16 protein-coding genes, 1 tRNA gene and 1 pseudogene are annotated in these 15754 nt (G+C 71.3%); 13 read left to right on the top strand and 5 right to left on the bottom strand.

The window, feature by feature from the left end; genetic code table 11:
* Positions 1-132: 132 nt before the first annotated feature.
* Positions 133-411 (top strand): annotated as a pseudogene (locus ACSMXW_RS13555) (hypothetical protein); the annotation flags it as partial.
* A 353-nt stretch (positions 412-764) separates the two neighbouring features.
* Here ACSMXW_RS13555 and ACSMXW_RS13550 read toward each other — a convergent pair.
* Both ACSMXW_RS13550 and ACSMXW_RS13545 read right to left on the bottom strand, forming a co-directional pair.
* The gene (locus tag ACSMXW_RS13550; RefSeq protein WP_485806472.1) at positions 765-1349 is read right to left on the bottom strand and encodes a nicotinamidase; all 585 of its coding nucleotides are present in this window, start codon (positions 1347-1349) and stop codon (positions 765-767) included.
* Positions 1350-2070: 721 nt separating this feature from the next.
* Positions 2071-3399, bottom strand: a complete 1329-nt coding sequence (locus ACSMXW_RS13545; RefSeq protein WP_485806471.1) for a nicotinate phosphoribosyltransferase — start codon at positions 3397-3399, stop codon at positions 2071-2073.
* Positions 3400-3526: 127 nt separating this feature from the next.
* On the opposite strand from ACSMXW_RS13545, the gene clpS reads away from it, so the two are divergent.
* The 4 genes from clpS to ACSMXW_RS13525 all read left to right on the top strand — a co-directional run bounded on the left by clpS (position 3527) and on the right by ACSMXW_RS13525 (position 7252).
* Entirely contained in the window at positions 3527-3844 is a 318-nt protein-coding gene (gene clpS, locus ACSMXW_RS13540; protein ID WP_485806470.1) for an ATP-dependent Clp protease adapter ClpS, read from the top strand.
* Between the two features lie 12 nt (positions 3845-3856).
* Positions 3857-4462, top strand: a complete 606-nt coding sequence (locus ACSMXW_RS13535; protein WP_485806468.1) for a DUF2017 domain-containing protein — start codon at positions 3857-3859, stop codon at positions 4460-4462.
* Between the two features lie 779 nt (positions 4463-5241).
* Positions 5242-6747 carry an amino acid permease gene (locus tag ACSMXW_RS13530; RefSeq protein WP_485807999.1) on the top strand — a complete coding sequence of 502 codons (1506 nt, stop codon included), beginning with the start codon at positions 5242-5244 and terminating at the stop codon, positions 6745-6747.
* 76 nt (positions 6748-6823) lie between these two features.
* Entirely contained in the window at positions 6824-7252 is a 429-nt protein-coding gene (locus tag ACSMXW_RS13525; protein WP_485806466.1) for a M67 family metallopeptidase, read from the top strand.
* A 231-nt stretch (positions 7253-7483) separates the two neighbouring features.
* Here the strand turns inward: ACSMXW_RS13525 and ACSMXW_RS13520 are convergent, their stop codons facing one another.
* Positions 7484-8524 (bottom strand): PRC and DUF2382 domain-containing protein, encoded by a 1041-nt coding sequence (locus tag ACSMXW_RS13520; RefSeq protein ID WP_485806465.1) that lies wholly within the window; start codon positions 8522-8524, stop codon positions 7484-7486.
* A gap of 243 nt (positions 8525-8767) precedes the next feature.
* Between ACSMXW_RS13520 and ACSMXW_RS13515 the strand changes: the two genes are divergently transcribed.
* From ACSMXW_RS13515 to ACSMXW_RS13500, 4 genes are all read left to right on the top strand, one after another.
* The gene (locus ACSMXW_RS13515) at positions 8768-8932 is read left to right on the top strand and encodes a putative leader peptide (RefSeq protein WP_485806463.1); all 165 of its coding nucleotides are present in this window, start codon (positions 8768-8770) and stop codon (positions 8930-8932) included.
* A gap of 137 nt (positions 8933-9069) precedes the next feature.
* Positions 9070-9357: a MoaD/ThiS family protein gene (locus ACSMXW_RS13510; protein WP_485806462.1), complete on the top strand. Its 288-nt coding sequence runs from the start codon at positions 9070-9072 to the stop codon at positions 9355-9357.
* A gap of 5 nt (positions 9358-9362) precedes the next feature.
* Entirely contained in the window at positions 9363-10313 is a 951-nt protein-coding gene (locus ACSMXW_RS13505) for a PLP-dependent cysteine synthase family protein (RefSeq protein ID WP_485806461.1), read from the top strand.
* A 501-nt stretch (positions 10314-10814) separates the two neighbouring features.
* A complete protein-coding gene (locus tag ACSMXW_RS13500) occupies positions 10815-11567 on the top strand; it encodes an MBL fold metallo-hydrolase (protein ID WP_485806459.1) in 753 nt (250 codons plus the stop codon).
* Between the two features lie 109 nt (positions 11568-11676).
* Here ACSMXW_RS13500 and ACSMXW_RS13495 read toward each other — a convergent pair whose 3' ends face one another.
* Positions 11677-12927, bottom strand: coding sequence for a PTS transporter subunit EIIC (locus ACSMXW_RS13495; RefSeq protein WP_485806458.1), 1251 nt, complete (start codon positions 12925-12927; stop codon positions 11677-11679).
* Between the two features lie 241 nt (positions 12928-13168).
* On the opposite strand from ACSMXW_RS13495, the gene ACSMXW_RS13490 reads away from it, so the two are divergent.
* The 4 genes from ACSMXW_RS13490 to rdgB all read left to right on the top strand — a co-directional run bounded on the left by ACSMXW_RS13490 (position 13169) and on the right by rdgB (position 15547).
* Complete coding sequence (locus tag ACSMXW_RS13490) at positions 13169-13402, top strand: PTS sugar transporter subunit IIB (protein WP_485806457.1); 234 nt, start codon at positions 13169-13171, stop codon at positions 13400-13402.
* A 77-nt stretch (positions 13403-13479) separates the two neighbouring features.
* Positions 13480-14202, top strand: coding sequence for a ribonuclease PH (gene rph / locus ACSMXW_RS13485; RefSeq protein WP_485806456.1), 723 nt, complete (start codon positions 13480-13482; stop codon positions 14200-14202).
* 237 nt (positions 14203-14439) lie between these two features.
* Positions 14440-14838, top strand: coding sequence for a hypothetical protein (locus ACSMXW_RS13480; RefSeq protein ID WP_485806455.1), 399 nt, complete (start codon positions 14440-14442; stop codon positions 14836-14838).
* Positions 14839-14944: 106 nt separating this feature from the next.
* Positions 14945-15547, top strand: coding sequence for an RdgB/HAM1 family non-canonical purine NTP pyrophosphatase (gene rdgB / locus ACSMXW_RS13475; protein WP_485806453.1), 603 nt, complete (start codon positions 14945-14947; stop codon positions 15545-15547).
* A gap of 85 nt (positions 15548-15632) precedes the next feature.
* Here rdgB and ACSMXW_RS13470 read toward each other — a convergent pair.
* Positions 15633-15717: transfer RNA gene (locus ACSMXW_RS13470), tRNA-Leu, on the bottom strand.
* Positions 15718-15754 lie beyond the last annotated feature (37 nt).

The raw sequence follows: 15754 nt of genomic DNA, 5'->3' as shown, positions 1-15754 counted from the left end.
GTGGTCGCCCTGACCCTGCCCAGGCCGGGGGGCGCGGGTGCGGCGCGTGGCGCCGGTGCGGATGTGCCGGGCGGTGCGGGTGTGCCGGGCGGTGCGAGTGTGCCGGGCGGTGCGGGTGTGCCCGGCGCCGGGGTGCCGGGTGCCGCTGTGCTGGTCGGTGCCGGGGGCCCGGGCACGGGCGGTGGCGACGGGGGCACCGTCCGTGTGCTGGTGCACGCGGCCAACCGCTCCCGTGCTCTGACCCGGCTCCGCAATCTCGGGCTGCGGTCGGTCTACCTCCGCGGGAACTCCCATCCGCCCACCCCCGACGAGGTCACGGCGGTGCTGCACCATCCGGACGGCCTGATATGGCGCACCGCCCCGCTGCGGCCCGACGAGCTGTGGCACCCGATCAGAGCGCTCTTCGCCCGGACGGGTCCGGGCGACGGCGCCCCGGCCGGTCCCGACGGCGTCGCCCCGCTGCCCGCGGGCCCCGGCCAGGGCCCGGCCGTGCCCGCCGCCCGCCGGCTCTACACCGAGGCGCCGCTGACGGTGCCTGCGGAGTGGACGGCCACGGGGCACGAGAGTGGGGGGCTCACGGGGGCGTGAGGGGCCGCCCGGCTCGTCCGCGGGGGCTCGTCCGCGGGGCTGCTGTCCGGCTCGTCTCTCTGGCGGGCTGTCGGGCTCGTCCGTGGGGCCGCCTGTCCGGCTCGTGAGGGTGGGCGGGTGCCCCGGGTGGCGTGCGGGTCCGCGGGGTGGGTCGCTGGGCGTGCGGGGTGCCTGGTTCAGACGACGGGCTTGCCCGTGAGCTCTACGCCGGCCTCGCGCAGCTCCTCCAGGGCGCGCTCGGTCGTCGCCGCCGAGACGCCGGCCGTCAGGTCGAGCAGGACCTGGGTGCGGAAGCCCTCGCGGGCCGCGTCCAGGGCCGTGGCCCGTACGCAGTGGTCCGTGGCTATGCCGACCACGTCGACGTCCGTGATGCCGTGGCTGTGCAGCCAGTCCGCGAGCGGGCTTCCGTTCTCGTCCACGCCCTCGAAGCCGCTGTATGCGCCTGTGTAGGCGCCTTTGTCGAAGACCGCGTCGATGCCGCCGGAGGCCACCGCCGGGGCGAAGTTCGGGTGGAAGCCGACGCCCTCGGTGCCCGCGATGCAGTGTGCGGGCCAGGTGCGGACGAAGTCCGGGTGGTCCGAGAAGTGGTCGCCCGGGGCGATGTGGCAGTCGCGGGTGGCCACCACGTGGCGGTAGCCGGCCGTGGCCTGACCGATCAGCTCGGTTATGGCGGCGGCTACGTCCGCGCCCCCCGTGACCGCGAGGCTGCCTCCTTCGCAGAAGTCGTTCTGCACGTCTACGACGATCAGGGCGCGGCGCATGGTCGGTGTCCTTCGGCTGGGGTGGGGTGCGCAGGCGCGGACCGTGAGGTCCGGGGCGGTCCGCTTCGTGGGGGCTGGCTTCCTGGCTTCCTGGGGGTGTGGGTGGGACGGGGCCGGCCGCTGCCTCCGAGCCTAGAGACTGGGAATGCTTTCCGCGAGAGCGCGACCACTACCGCGGGTGTCGTGCGCGTCTGCGGCTTTCTCGTGGCCGGTGCGCCTTCTGCTTCGTCGTGGGGCGGGGCCGCGGGGGGATCTCCTCCCCCACTGCCTTGAAGGCGTGGGAGGTGCCCCCACGGTCCGGCGCCTTCCGCACACTGGAGGGTTCTCTGGTCGTGGCGCCGGACTCCCCCAGTGCCTTAAAGGCCTGGGAGGTACCCCCAGGGCGGACATCCCCCCACGTCCCCTCACCTCTCGTCGGCGACTGCGGCCCGGTGGGGTCTGAGGTCACCACAGCCAGCATGGGCCCTGCTAACCGCTGTGGGCGCCAACCCGCGCGCTCCTGCCTACCGCTGTGGGCAGTCGTTCCGCAGTGCTGGGGCGCATCCCAGGACCTTCAGGCGCTGGGGGAAAGTGGGCACAGTCCACGACGCGCGGTGCCAGGACGGTACCGGTCCGCGCCGCCGGGAGCAGACGGGGAAGGGGGAGGAGCCACCTCCACCCCCACCCACCCGGGACGGGGGAAGGGGGCCCGCCCCGCCCACCCCGGGGCGTCCGCGCGTGGTTAGGCGTACTCCGTGGGGATGACCGGCTCGCCGCGGGAGAGTTGGGTGGCGGAGAGAGGGAGATTGGCGCGAGCCGCGGCGTGGCGGTCGCGGACGACGTCCAAGGGTTCGCGGGCCACGACCTGCCCGCCCTTGACCAGCTCGACCAGCAGCTGCCGGTCGGCGAGTTCCTGCGGCACCGGGCCCGTCCCGACCACCTCCGCCTCGGCCACCCCGTCCGCGTCGAGCCGCCGAGCCGCCCACTTCCGCCCCCCGATGGACGTCTTGCCGCCCAGCGCCTTCTTGGCGACCGGCACCAGCGGCGCCGCCGCGTCCGCGGACTCCGCGCGGGCGACGAGTTTGTACACCATGGAGCACGTCGGGTGCCCGGACCCGGTCACCAGCTGGGTCCCGACCCCGTACGCGTCCACCGGCGCCGCCGCCAGCGAGGCGATCGCGTACTCGTCGAGGTCGGAGGTGACCACGATCCTGGTCCCGGTGGCCCCCAGTTCGTCCAGCTGCTGGCGCACCCGGTGCGCGACGAGCAGCAGGTCTCCGGAGTCGATCCGGACGGCGCCGAGGTCGGGCCCGGCCACCTCCACCGCGCGGCGGACCGCCTCCCGGACGTCGTAGGTGTCGATGAGCAGGGTGGTGCCCCGGCCGAGCGAGTCGACCTGGGCGCGGAACGCGTCGGTCTCGGTGTCGTGCAGCAGGGTGAAGGCGTGGGCCGCGGTGCCGACCGTCGGGATGTCGTAACGGAAGCCGGCGGCGAGGTCGGAGGTGCTGGTGAAGCCGCCCACGTACGCGGCGCGGGACGCGGCGACCGCGGCCAGCTCGTGGGTGCGGCGGGCGCCCATCTCGATCAGCGGGCGGTCGCCCGCCGCGGAGGCCATCCGGGAGGCGGCCGCGGCTATCGCCGAGTCGTGGTTGAGTATCGAGAGGATCACCGTCTCCAGCAGGACGCACTCCGCGAAGCTGCCCTCCACCCGCAGGATGGGGGAGCCCGGGAAGTACACCTCGCCCTCCGGATAGCCCCAGACGTCCCCGCCGAAGCGGTAGCCGGCCAGCCAGTCGAGCGTGGCGGTGTCGACGACACGCCGGTCGCGCAGGAAGCGCAGCACGGGCTCGTCGAAGCGGAAGTTCTCCACGGCGTCCAGGACCCGTCCGGTGCCCGCGACCACGCCGTAGCGGCGCCCCTCGGGCAGCCTGCGGGTGAAGACCTCGAAGACCGAGTGGCGCTGTGCGGTGCCGGCACCGAGGGCCGCCTGCAGCATGGTCAGCTCGTAGTGGTCGGTGAAGAGTGCCGTCGACGGAACGTCGACCGGCAACCCCAGATCCGCAGTGTTCATGCCGGAATCGTACCCCTCATCTCGTCACTCTGACGATTTCGGTGCCGTGGCTTGCGACACCCCCTGGCGGTAGCTGGGCGAGGGTGGGTGGGGTCGGTTTGTGCGTGGGCCGGTCAGTGGTGGCAGCATGGGCCGTGTGACGGCTCCCGCTCCGCTAGAGATCGAAAAGCCCGAGTCGGCCGAGGAGGCATTCGCCGTACCCGAGCCGGACCTCCCCTGGGTGACCATCGTGCACAACGACCCCGTCAACCTGATGAGTTACGTCACCTATGTGTTCCAGACGTACTTCGGGTACTCCAAGGACAAGGCGACCAAGTTGATGATGGACGTGCACAACAAGGGCCGGGCGGTCGTCTCCAGCGGCACCCGCGAGGAGATGGAACGGGACGTGCAGGCGATGCACGGTTACGGCCTGTGGGCCACCCTTCAGCAGGATCGGAAGTAGCGGCTCTCTGCGATGTCAGGACATTTCGAAGCGATCCCGGGGGGCGGGGCTGCCGTCGCGCTCGACGAGGTCGAGATCTCCATCATCCGTTCGCTGGCCGTCCAGCTCCTGGAGCTGATCGGGCCCGGCCCCGCCGAGGAGGAGCAGGAGGACCCGCTGGCCGAACTCTTCGCGGAGGGGCCCACGGAGCCGCCGTCCGACCCGGTGCTCAAGCGGCTCTTCCCGGACGCGTACGGGGGGCCGGACGGGCCGCCCGACACCGCGGAGGAGGCGGAGCAGCAGCGCTCCTTCTCGGCGGAGTTCCGCCGCTTCACGGAGAACGACCTGCGGGCGCGCAAGCGGGAGGACGCGCTCGCGGTGATCCGGTCGCTGGACGCGTTGACCCCTGCCGGGGACGAGGGGGCGGTGCTGCGGCTCGGGCCGGAGGAGTCGCGGCGGTGGCTGGGGGCGCTCAACGATCTGCGGCTTGCGATCGGGGCGCGGCTGGAGGTGCGGGACGAGGACGAGGCGGACGATCTGTACCGGCTTCCCGACTCCGACCCTCGCAAGCCCATGGTCATGGCCTACCTGTGGCTGGGCGGCCTCCAGGAGACCCTCGTCACCACCCTGTCTCCCTGACGGCCCACCGACCTCCCCGGCCACCCCCCTCCCCCCAGTGCCTGAAAGGCCTGGGAGGTGCTCCCCAGCCCTGCGGAACGTCTGCCCGCACGGGTAGGAGGAGCGTGCCGTGGTCACCTCAGGTCCCACCGGGTCGCAGTCGCGTACGAGCGTGAGGGGACGTGGGGGGATGTCCGCCCGCAGCGGCCGGCGCCAAGACCAGCGAGCTCAAACGTCTACGGAAGGCGCCGGACCGAGGACGGAGATCCCCCCGCGGCCCCGCCCCCCAACGAAACAGAAGGCGCACCGGCCACGACGAAAGCCGCAGGCGCGCACGACACCCCCGCCGCACCCCAACAGAAGCCACCCCAGCCCCAGCGAAGTCCACCCCGCCAGAGCCACCCCAGCCCGGCGGAACAGGAAGCGCACCGGTCGCAGCAGCGCGTGCCGCACACGCAACCCGGCGCGTACGCCGGGCCGCCCCGGCCAGGGCCCCGTCGCGCACGCGTTCGCTCAGCGGAGGCTCAAATCCGGATAACGATCCTGTCACCGTCAGTCACCCGAATGGCCGACCCGAGTGGCATTCGTGCGTTTTTTCCAGTGATGTAGGTCACATATAGGTATCTGATCACCTCATAGGCCGTGATACATCTTCACGACCGCCAGAGGGCTCACCCAGGCTCTCCGGGGGCGCCCCAGCCGGCCGACCGCCGGCAGGCACAACTCCAGCACATCCGGGGGGATCGCGACCCGATCCGCGGCCATTCAGGCGGATCGGCATGGAGAAAGGCGCAACCACCATGACCTCGGCCCAGGTGGACCACCACGACGGCGACGGCCCAGAAGCACTGGGCTCCACGGCGGTCGGCGGCCGCAGCAACGAGGGCTATCAGCGCGGGCTGGGCGCCCGCCAGATCCAGATGATCGCCATCGGCGGAGCCATCGGCACCGGCCTGTTCCTCGGCGCGGGCAAGGCGATCTCCAAGGCCGGCCCCAGCCTGATCCTGGCCTACGCGGTCGCGGGCCTGGTGATCTTCTTCATCATGCGGGCCCTCGGTGAACTCCTGATGTACCGCCCGGTCTCGGGCTCCTTCTCGGAGTACGCGCGCGAGTTCATCGGCCCGTTCTCCGGTTTCATCACCGGCTGGACGTACTGGCTCTTCTGGGTGGTCACGGGCATCACCGAGGTCACCGCCGCGGCGACCTACATGACGTTCTGGTGGAACATTCCGCAGTGGGCCTCGGCCCTGGTCTTCACGGTCATTCTCTACGGCGTGAACCTGATATCGGTGAAGGTCTTCGGCGAGCTGGAGTTCTGGTTCTCGATGGTCAAGGTCACCGCGATCGTCGGCATGATCCTCATCTGCGTCGGCATTCTCACCGTCGGCTTCTCCGACGCCGGCAGCACCGCCTCGGTGAGCCACCTGTGGAGCGACGGCGGGTTCTTCCCCAAGGGCGTCGGCGGCACCCTGATGACGCTGCAGATCGTGATGTTCGCCTTCCTCGCCGTGGAACTGGTAGGCGTCACCGCGGGGGAGTCGAAGGACCCGAAGAAGACCCTGCCGAAGGCGATCAACACCGTGCCGTGGCGGATCGCCGTCTTCTACATCGGTGCGCTGATCATGATCCTGTCGGTGGTGCCGTGGACCAGCTTCCAGCCCGGCGTCTCCCCGTTCGTCGCCGCCTTCGAGAAGATGGGCCTCGCGGCCGGCGCCGGGATCGTCAACTTCGTGGTGCTCACCGCCGCGCTGTCGTCCTGCAACTCCGGCATGTACTCGACCGGCCGGATGCTGCGCGACCTGGCCCGCAACGGCCAGGGCCCGGCCGTCTTCACCCGGCTCACCAGGAGCGGCACCCCGCTGGTCGGCACCACGTTCTCGGCGGCGCTGATGCTCGTCGGCGTGTGGATCAACTACCAGTGGCCGGGGGACGCGTTCACCTACGTGGTGTCGTTCGCCACGATCTCCGGCATGTGGGCCTGGATCATGATCCTGGTCTGCCAGCTCCGCTACCGGGCCAAGGCGGACCGCGGTGAGCTGCCGCGCTCGGCCTTCCGTGCCCCCGGCGCCCCGTTCACCAGCTGGTTCGCGCTCGGGTTCATCGGCGTGGTGGTCGTGATGATGGGCATCGACAAGGACACCCGGATCTCGCTCTACTGCGCGCCGCTGTGGGCGTTGGTCATGGTGGTGAGCTACTTGGTGCTCAGGGCGCGCAATCCGGCGGCGTTCGCCCGTACGCAGGCGGCCGCCGGGCGTGCGGCCGCCGGCGAGAGCGGGCCGGGCGGGGCCTCCGCGGGGGACATGTAGGCGGCGTGCGGTTCCCCGCGCCCCGGCGGGGGCGTGGGGAAACGCACGCCTGGGGCGCATGCTTATCCTGACCGACATGCTGACCATCACCCAGGCCCTCTACGACCAGATCGTCGCGCACGCCCGCAAGGACCACCCGGACGAGGCCTGCGGCGCGATCGCGGGCCCGGAGGGCTCGGACCGCCCCGAGCGGTTCATCCCGATGCTGAACGCCGCCCGTTCGCCCACGTTCTACGAGTACGACTCGGGCGACCTGCTGAAGCTCTACAAGGGCATGGCGGAGCGCGACGAGGAACCGCTGGTCTTCTACCACTCGCACACCGCCACCGAGGCGTACCCGTCACGCACGGACATCACCTACGCGAACGAGCCGGGCGCGCACTACGTCCTGGTCTCCACGGCCGACACGGACGGACTCGGCGAGTTCCAGTTCCGCTCGTTCCGCATCGTGGAAGGGGAAGTGACGGAGGAGGAGGTCCGCGTGGTCGAGGCCTACGCGGACTGACGCGCACCTGCGGGGCGCAGCCCCGCATTCAAGGGGCCGCGGGACTGTGACCTGACCGACCTGACCGACCTGACCGACCTGACCGACCTGACTGTGGCCTGAGTGGCCCGACTGTGGCCTGAATGGCCTGGGGGCACCTCTGGGGGTACCCCCACGCCTTGCGAAGGACGTCCGAGGCGGCCACCGGTACGGGGCCGTACCCCGCCCGCCGGCCGGGTCGGCCGGAGTGCCCTACCGGCCCCTCCGGCCGCTCCGGCCGCTCTCGCCGGGCGTCCCGGGCGCGCCCTCCTCGGGCATCTCCACATCGATCCGCTCCTTGCGGACCTCCCCGCGCACGGTCTCCTGCTCCGTCTTCTCCTCCACTCCGAGCCTGACCCGCTCCACCGGCACGGTCTCGGTCTCGATCACCACACGGTCGGCGTGCAGCGTCACCTCGTGCTGGCCCTCGGCGATCTCGGGGCCGGCCAGGGCGGCGTCCCGGTTCTCCGGGGTGATGGGCTCGCGTTCCACCCTGACCTCCTCGTGGGTCAGCGGGATCCGCTGCTCCTCCTCCTCGGTGACCACGTACTTGCGCAGCCGCGCCCGGCCGACCTCCTGACGCTCGGTGCTGACGTGCAGGTGCTCCTCGGAGCGGGTGATGGCGTCCCCGAAGTCGCCCGCGGCCCGCTCGGCCCGCCGGGCGCGCTCGGGCGCCGGCTCCGCGGCGGACGCGGGCATGCCGCCCTCGGCGGCCATCCGCTCACTGGAGGGGCCGCCCGCGCCGGGCATCCTGGACGCCTCGCCCGCGGCGGTCGTCTCCTCGGTCCCGGCCCGGCGCTCCGCGCCGGCGGTCTCCCCGAACGCCGGGGCGGCGGGCCGCCCCGCGGCGCCGCTCTCGCCCGCCGTGCCCGGCTCACCGGTGCCGGGGCCGGTGCGGCCCTCGGCCGGCTGGCCGGTGCTCTGCCAGGCGGTGTCCCACTCCACGCCGTAGTACTCGTACAGCCGGTGCTCCTCCTCGGCGGAGAGGTGGCCGCCGGAGTCGACGGCGACGGTGGGGGCGTCCTTGACCTTCGCCTTGTCGTACGGGACCTCCAGGTGGTCCTCGACCAGCGCGGCGTCCCTGATCGGGACGAAGGACTCACGGGCGCCGAACATGCCCGTCTTCACACTGGCCCATTCGGGGCGGCCGCTGACGTCGTCGAGGAAGATGTGCTTGGCGTCGCCGATCTTGTTCCCCTGGCTGTCGTACACGGCGTGGTCCAGCACGCTCGGTATCTGCTCTCGTGTGATCACGGTCTGCTCCCTCGTCTCAACACTTCTACGTCGCGAGTCACCTCCGTACCAGGCGCAAAACTCGATGTATCCGGTGAATGCCCATATAGAGGTCATAACGGGTGCGTACATGTATAAGGAATCCGACACCGGTAGGAATATGGGCGGTCCGGGCCTATCTGCTATCTCGTACTGCGAATGAAATACATCCAGGATGCGAGATCACATCTCGGGGGGCCGGGTGGGAATCGATACGATGACGGCATGGTTCCTCAAGACGTGAGCGACAAGACGCCGGTGGGGGAGTCACCCGTGTCCGCCAGGCGCCACGACCGCCTTGAGGGCATGGGAGCCGCCCCCGGGGGGATGCTCGTGGCGCGGCTGCACGTCGACCTCTGCAGGATGGCCAGCGCGATCTGTCCGCGCTGAGCTCCGCCGCCCTGCGGCCCGAGCCGCGGCGCCCGGCCGCGCACACCCGCACCGCCCCGCACCGCAGGGGATCGCGGCCGTACCGTGGTGCCGCGCGCCCACCGAACCGACACCCACCCGACAGGAGCCCTGAAGCCATGGCCATCGAGGTCCGCATTCCGACCATCCTCCGCCAGTACACCGACGGCGCGAAGGCCGTAGAGGCCCAGGGGACGACCCTCGCCGAGCTCTTCGCCGACCTGGAGACCCGGCACACCGGCATCCAGGCCCGCCTGATCGACGAGGAGAACGGCGACCAGCTCCGCCGCTTCGTGAACGTCTACCTGAACGACGAGGACGTCCGCTTCCTGGACGGCGTGAACACCAAGGTGTCGGACGGCGACAGCGTCACGATCCTCCCGGCGGTGGCCGGCGGCCGGGCCTGATCCCGATGCGCTACGACTCCCCCCTCGCCGCGGTCGGCAACACCCCGCTGGTCCGCCTGCCGAGGCTGTCGCCCTCCGAGGAGGTACGGATCTGGGCGAAGCTGGAGGACCGCAATCCGACCGGCTCCGTCAAGGACCGCCCGGCGCTGTTCATGGTGGAGCAGGCCGAGAAGGACGGCCGCCTCACTCCCGGCTGCACCATCCTCGAGCCCACCTCCGGCAACACCGGCATCTCGCTCGCCATGGCGGCCCGGCTCAAGGGCTACCGGATGGTGTGCGTGATGCCGGAGAACACCTCGCAGGAGCGCCGCGAGCTGCTGGCCATGTGGGGGGCGGAGATCATCTCCAGTCCGGCGGCGGGCGGCTCCAACACCGCCGTCCGGGTCGCGAAGGAACTCGCCGCCGAGCACCCCGACTGGGTCATGCTCTACCAGTACGGCAACCCGGACAACGCCGGCGCGCACTACGCCACCACCGGCCCCGAGATCCTGGCCGACCTGCCCGCGGTCACCCACTTCGTGGCCGGCCTCGGCACCACCGGCACGCTGATGGGTGCGGGACGCTACCTGCGCGAGCAGAAGCCGGACATCCGGATCGTCGCCGCGGAGCCGCGTTACGACGACCTGGTCTACGGCCTGCGCAACCTCGACGAGGGCTTCGTTCCCGAGCTGTACGACGCCTCCGTGCTCACCACCCGGTTCTCGGTGGGCAGCGACGACGCGGTGGCGCGGACGCGTGAACTCCTTCAGCAGGAAGGAATCTTCGCCGGTGTCTCCACCGGTGCGGCGTTGCACGCGGCGATCGGCGTCGGCCGCAAGGCACTCCGGGCGGGGGAGGCCGCGGACATCGTCTTCATCGTCGCCGACGGTGGCTGGAAGTATCTGTCGACGGGTGTGTACACCGCGGCCACCACGGAAGAGGCGATCGAAACCCTGCACGGCCAGCTCTGGGCCTAGGCCCTCGGACAGGGGCGCTCCCGGCCGGGCCGGGAGCGCCCCGCGCGTGCCGGGCCGGCGACTCCGCGCCCCTCTAGGTGGCACCCTGGTGGTCAGGGGAGGAGCCCGCCGGGCTCACTCCCGGGGCTGGTCCTTACGACGGGAACGCCTGTCCCGTGCCCGCCGCCTGGGTCCCCGCCCGCTCCGCCCCCACCCATCGGCCACCGTGGCCAGGAGCGCGAGCAGCACGACGGCGATCACCGCGGGCCACCAGGACGCGTCCATGACGCGACCGTACCCGGCCCCGGGGACGTCGAGGCCGCCGAACCGGTGACACCGCAGGTGAGTTCCCCCACAACGGCCCTCGACGGAGGAGCGACCGGCACTTTTGCGCCTTACGCTCTCCCCCAGTGTCTCAAGGACCGGGCAGGTGCCCCCGACCGCACGACCCGCACCCCCTCTGTCCCGTCGCCGTTACGGCCGTCCCGTCCAACGTAAGCCCGCGCGGAGGTTCCAGCAGCAATGAAGCTCACCGTCGTCGGCTGCTCGGGCTCGTTCCCGTCCGCGGACTCGGCCTGTTCGAGTTACCTCGTGGAGGCCGACGGCTTCCGGCTGCTCCTCGACATGGGCAACGGTGCCCTGGGCGAGTTGCAGCGCCACTGCGGTCTCTACGACCTCGACGCCGTCTTCCTCAGCCATCTGCACGCCGATCACTGCATCGACATGTGCGCCTACTTCGTGGCCCGCTACTACCGGCACGACGGCGGCCGCTGCAACCCGATCCCCGTCTACGGGCCCGAGGGCACCGAGCAGCGGCTGACCACGGCGTACGGGGACACGCCGTCCGCGTCCTCGATGAGCGAGGTCTTCGACTTCCACACGGTCAAGCCCGGGAGCTTCGACATCGGCCCCTTCACCGTCCGCACGGAGAAGGTGCGGCACCCCGTGGAGGCGTTCGGCATCCGGCTGGAGCACGACGGCACGTCCCTCACCTACTCGGGGGACACGGGGCCCGCGGAGGAGCTTGCCGAACTCGCCGCGAACACCGATCTGTTCCTCTGCGAGGCGGCGTTCACGGCGGGCAAGGAGAACATCCCGGATCTGCACCTCAACGGCCGGGAGGCGGGCGAGGTCGCGCGGGTCGCCCGCGCCCGGCGGCTGGTCCTCACGCACATTCCGCCGTGGACGGATCCCGCGGGCAACCTGGCAGACGCCCGTGCGGAGTACGACGGCCCCGCGGAGCTGGCGGTGCCGGGCGCCGAATACTGGATCTGACGCTTCCCGTCGGCCCGGTCCTCCACGGTCCCGTCGTGGCCCGTCGCGCAGTTCCCCGCACCCCTGCCGGGGAGCAGCCCCGGCAGGGGACCGGTGCGGCCCCGGAGGCTCAGGCCTTGGTGAGGTCTTCGACCTCACCGTCCGGCTCGCGCCCCGGCGTCGGCAGGTTGAACTTGACGATCGCGAAGCGGAAGACCACGTAGTACACCACCGCCATCACCAGCCCGATCGGAATGATCAGCCACGGCTTGGTCGCCAGGTGCCAGTTCAGCGCGTAGTCGATGAAGCCCGCCGAGAAGTTGAAGCCGGCATGCACGCCGAGCCCCCAGGTCAGCGCCATGGAGAAGGCCGTCAGCAGCGCGTGCAGCACGTACAGCACCGGCGCGATGAACATGAACGAGAACTCGATCGGCTCGGTGACACCGGTGACGAACGAGGTCAGCGCCAGCGAGACCATCATGCCGGTGACGGCCTTGCGGCGCTCGGGACGGGCGCAGTGCGCGATGGCGAGCGCGGCGGCCGGCAGGCCGAACATCATGATGGGGAAGAAGCCGGACTGGAACATGCCGGCCGACGGGTCGCCCGCGAGGAAGCGGGTGATGTCGCCGTGCACCACATGTCCGGCGGAGTCGGTGTAGTCGCCGAGCTGGAACCAGGCCACCGTGTTGACGAACTGGTGCATACCGATCGGGATCAGTGCACGGTTGACCGCACCGAACAGCGCCGCACCGCCGGAGCCCAGCCCCGTCACCCACTCGCCGAAGCTGGAGATGCCGTGCCCGATGGGCTCCCAGACCAGGCCGAAGAAGACGCCCATCACGATGCCGACGAACGCCATGATGATCGGCACCAGCCGGCGGCCGTTGAAGAAGCCCAGCCAGTCCACCAGCTTGGTGCGGTGGAACCGCTGCCAGAGCACCGCCGCGAGCAGCCCCATGATGATGCCGCCCAGCACGCCCGGGTCGTTGTAGGTGGCCGGCACGTCCTCGCCGTGCTTGATCACCGCGTCGGTCACCGGGAACGCCTGGAGCACCTGCTTGTAGACGAGGAAGCCGACCACCGCGGCCAGCGCGGTCGAGCCGTCCGACTTCTTCGCGAAGCCGATCGCCACCCCGATGCAGAACAGGATCGGCAGGGACCCGGTCAGAGCACTGCCCGCGTTGCTGAAGACGGCGGCGACCTTGTCCCAGCCGAGGCCGTCCTTGCCGAAGATGTCATCCTGGCCGAGGCGGACCATGATGCCCGCCGCGGGCAGCACGGCGATCGGGAGCTGCAGGCTGCGGCCGATCTTCTGCAGGCCCTGGAACAGGCCCGAACCCCGCTTCTTCGCGGGCGCCGCCGCGGCGGTGGCGGTGGTCATCAACGTCCTCCATGTGGGGGCGCAGCCCAAAGGCACGGTACGGCCGGGCAGCGGGGGAATAGTGGTCTACACCACAGTGGTGTAGACCTGTTCTAACATGGGGTCACGGCTGTCCGAAACCCGCGACTCCTGTGTCCTGGGCCATAGGGCCCAGATGGCGGTTGAGGGAGTCGGGCCTACTGGTGTAGACCAGTTGGGCCACGGCCAGCTGCGCCACAGGGACCACACGAGGGAGCCGGACATGCCCACCAAGGCCGAGAAGATCGTCGCCGCACTCGGCGGCATCGAGAACATCGAGGAGATCGAGGGCTGCATCACCCGCCTGCGCACCGAGGTCGCCGACGCCGCCAAGGTCGACGAGGCCGCCCTCAAGGCCGCCGGCGCGCACGGCGTCGTCACCATGGGCACCGCGATCCAGGTGGTCGTCGGCACCGACGCGGACCCGATCGCGGCGGAGATCGAGGACATGATGTGAGGGGCGGTCACCAGCCCTCCTGAGCGGGCGGCCCGGGGGCGGAGCCCCCTCGGAGGGGACGCCGCTAGGCTCGCCCCATGTCACGCATCGACGGCCGCACCCCCGACGCCCTCCGCAAGGTCACCATCGAGAGGGGCTGGAGCAAGCACGCAGAAGGCTCCGTCCTCGTCTCCTTCGGCGACACCAAGGTCCTCTGCACGGCCTCCGTCACGGAGGGGGTGCCCCGCTGGCGCAAGGGCTCCGGCGAGGGCTGGGTCACCGCCGAGTACGCGATGCTGCCCCGGGCCACCAACACCCGGGGCGACCGGGAGTCCGTCCGCGGCCGGATCGGCGGCCGCACCCATGAGATCTCCCGCCTGATCGGCCGTTCCCTGCGCGCCGTCGTCGACTACAAGGCCCTCGGCGAGAACACCGTCGTCCTGGACTGCGACGTCCTCCAGGCCGACGGCGGCACCCGCACCGCCGCCATCACCGGCGCCTATGTGGCGCTCGCCGACGCGGTGGCCTGGGCGCAGCGCAAGAAGCTGGTCAAGGCCGGGCGCACCCCGCTCACCGGCTCCGTCTCCGCGGTCTCGGTCGGGATCGTCGGCGCGGTGCCGATGCTGGACCTCTGCTACGAGGAGGACGTGCGCGCCGAGACCGACATGAACGTGGTCTGTACCGGTGACGGGCGCTTCGTCGAGGTCCAGGGCACCGCGGAGGCCGAGCCCTTCGCCCGCGATGAGCTGAACGCCCTGCTGGACCTGGCCGTGGCGGGCTGCACCGAACTGGCGGCGGCACAGCGGGCGGCGCTGGAGTAGGGGCGCCGGTCGTCGGTGCCGGCGGTCCTCGGGACGGCGGTGGCCGATGCGTGGAGCTGGGGGCCGGCGTGGTGGCGGTCGGCGCGGCGCACGTGGCCGATCAGCGTGCCTTACGGGCCGGCGCCATGGTTCGAAGGGTAAAAAGGCAACCAAGGGCCGTTCCGGCGGCGTTTTCTCACTAGTACGGCGCGCGGGTGCACCGTGCGCTCCGCCGTGACTCCTGGGAGGACCGCCGCCATGGCTTCGGGCCGTCGCCGCATCACCACCGCCGTCGTCGCCGCCGTCGCGGGTGCCGCCTTCGCGGCGCCCGTCCTGACGGGGTGTGACACCGTCGGCAAGGCAATGGACTGCCTGCACACCGCCGACTCCATCGCGGACAGCGTCACCGACCTCCAGCAGGCCGTCGAGAACGCCTCCGACGACCCCGCCAAGGCCGACGACGCGCTGGACGCCATCGAGAAGAACCTCGCCAAGATAGGCGACAAGACCGACGACGGCGACGTCAACAAGGCCGTCGACGACCTGCAGGAAGCGGTGCGGAACGTCAGGACCGCCGTCCGGAACGGGGACGAGGCGCCGGACCTGACCCCGGTCACCGACGCGGCGGGCGAGCTGACCAAGGTCTGCACGCCCTGAGGGCCCCTGAGCGGGGCGCCTTGGCCGGGGGCGCCTTGGCCGGGGGGCCCGCCGGCGGGGTCGCCCTGCCGGCCGGGCACCGGCACACGGTCGCGATACTGGGCGCATGACGCGCCTGATTCTTGCCACCCGCAATGCCGCCAAGGTCACCGAGCTCCGGGCGATCATCGCCGATGCGGGGCTCGGCCATGAGCTGGTCGGCGCGGACGCGTACCCAGAGCTGCCGGACGTCAAGGAGACCGGGGTCACGTTCGCTGAGAACGCGCTGCTGAAGGCGCACACGATGGCGCGGGCGACCGGGCTGCCCGCGGTGGCGGACGACTCGGGGCTCTGCGTGGACGTGCTGGGCGGGGCGCCCGGGATCTTCTCCGCGCGCTGGGCCGGGCGGCACGGGGACGATCAGGCCAATCTCGAACTGCTGCTGGCCCAGCTCGCCGACATCGACGAGGCCCACCGGGGGGCGCACTTCGCGTGTGCGGCGGCGCTGGCGCTGCCGGACGGGCGGGAGCGGGTGGTCGAGGGACGGCTGCGGGGGGTGCTGCGGTACGAGCCCGTGGGCGACGGCGGGTTCGGGTACGACCCGATCCTCCAGCCGGAGGGCGAGTTGCGGACCTGTGCGCAGCTGAGCCCGGCCGAGAAGAACGCGATCAGCCACCGGGGGAAGGCCTTCCGCGCACTGGTCCCGGCGGTGCGCGAGCTGCTTTCCTGAGCGGCACCGGACCGGGGCCCCGCGGAGCCCCGCAGGCGTGCCCGTACAAGGGAACGGCCCTGGTTCCGGTGAACCAGGGCCTCCGTGCGGCCGGAGGGACTTGAACCCTCACGGGGTGTTAGCCCACTGGGACCTAAACCCAGCGTGTCTGCCAGTTCCACCACGGCCGCATACCGGGGAACATCGTAGTCGTCGCGGGGCCGTGGT

The sequence above is a fragment of the Streptomyces sp. DSM 116793 genome, assembly GCF_057320905.1.
This window is presented reverse-complemented; position numbering and strand designations above follow the sequence as displayed.

Bases quoted from the DNA above. Each gene is read 5' to 3' on its own strand.
- ACSMXW_RS13550 (WP_485806472.1), bottom strand. From the start codon at position 1,349: ATGCGCCGCGCCCTGATCGTCGTAGACGTGCAGAACGACTTCTGCGAA.
- ACSMXW_RS13545 (WP_485806471.1), bottom strand. From the start codon at position 3,399: ATGAACACTGCGGATCTGGGGTTGCCGGTCGACGTTCCGTCGACGGCA.
- clpS (WP_485806470.1), top strand. From the start codon at position 3,527: ATGGGCCGTGTGACGGCTCCCGCTCCGCTAGAGATCGAAAAGCCCGAG.
- ACSMXW_RS13535 (WP_485806468.1), top strand. From the start codon at position 3,857: ATGTCAGGACATTTCGAAGCGATCCCGGGGGGCGGGGCTGCCGTCGCG.
- ACSMXW_RS13530 (WP_485807999.1), top strand. From the start codon at position 5,242: ATGACCTCGGCCCAGGTGGACCACCACGACGGCGACGGCCCAGAAGCA.
- ACSMXW_RS13525 (WP_485806466.1), top strand. From the start codon at position 6,824: ATGCTGACCATCACCCAGGCCCTCTACGACCAGATCGTCGCGCACGCC.
- ACSMXW_RS13515 (WP_485806463.1), top strand. From the start codon at position 8,768: ATGGTTCCTCAAGACGTGAGCGACAAGACGCCGGTGGGGGAGTCACCC.
- ACSMXW_RS13510 (WP_485806462.1), top strand. From the start codon at position 9,070: ATGGCCATCGAGGTCCGCATTCCGACCATCCTCCGCCAGTACACCGAC.
- ACSMXW_RS13505 (WP_485806461.1), top strand. From the start codon at position 9,363: ATGCGCTACGACTCCCCCCTCGCCGCGGTCGGCAACACCCCGCTGGTC.
- ACSMXW_RS13500 (WP_485806459.1), top strand. From the start codon at position 10,815: ATGAAGCTCACCGTCGTCGGCTGCTCGGGCTCGTTCCCGTCCGCGGAC.
- ACSMXW_RS13495 (WP_485806458.1), bottom strand. From the start codon at position 12,927: ATGACCACCGCCACCGCCGCGGCGGCGCCCGCGAAGAAGCGGGGTTCG.
- ACSMXW_RS13490 (WP_485806457.1), top strand. From the start codon at position 13,169: ATGCCCACCAAGGCCGAGAAGATCGTCGCCGCACTCGGCGGCATCGAG.
- rph (WP_485806456.1), top strand. From the start codon at position 13,480: ATGTCACGCATCGACGGCCGCACCCCCGACGCCCTCCGCAAGGTCACC.
- ACSMXW_RS13480 (WP_485806455.1), top strand. From the start codon at position 14,440: ATGGCTTCGGGCCGTCGCCGCATCACCACCGCCGTCGTCGCCGCCGTC.
- rdgB (WP_485806453.1), top strand. From the start codon at position 14,945: ATGACGCGCCTGATTCTTGCCACCCGCAATGCCGCCAAGGTCACCGAG.